The following is a 247-nucleotide window of genomic DNA, read 5'->3' on the forward strand; positions in this document are numbered from 1 at the left end:
GTACGACATCAATTCCGGCTCCAATGGCAATGAATTTGGAATCTTTTAATTCAAATGTTTCAGGATTCAGCACATCAATAAGTGCTTTTACAGAATTGGCTTCTGCCAACTCGGATGAATATCCTGCCAGCCATTCTCCTAAACTGTGTCCGGCGTTCATATCAGGGATGATTCCTAGTTTTTTCAAAGAATTATCCAGGATACTGCAGTTGTTGAAAATGTTTAAAGCATCGGTTAAAAGTCCTTC

At 39.3% G+C, this 247-nt stretch carries 1 protein-coding gene; it reads right to left on the reverse strand.

What is annotated here, in order from left to right; all coding sequences use genetic code 11:
* The coding region (locus SB679_RS25720) for a hypothetical protein (protein ID WP_410705202.1) at positions 1 to 247 on the reverse strand (247 nt) is incomplete at both ends.

It is taken from the genome of Chryseobacterium sp. SIMBA_029 (assembly GCF_046535275.1).
Classification (GTDB): domain Bacteria; phylum Bacteroidota; class Bacteroidia; order Flavobacteriales; family Weeksellaceae; genus Chryseobacterium.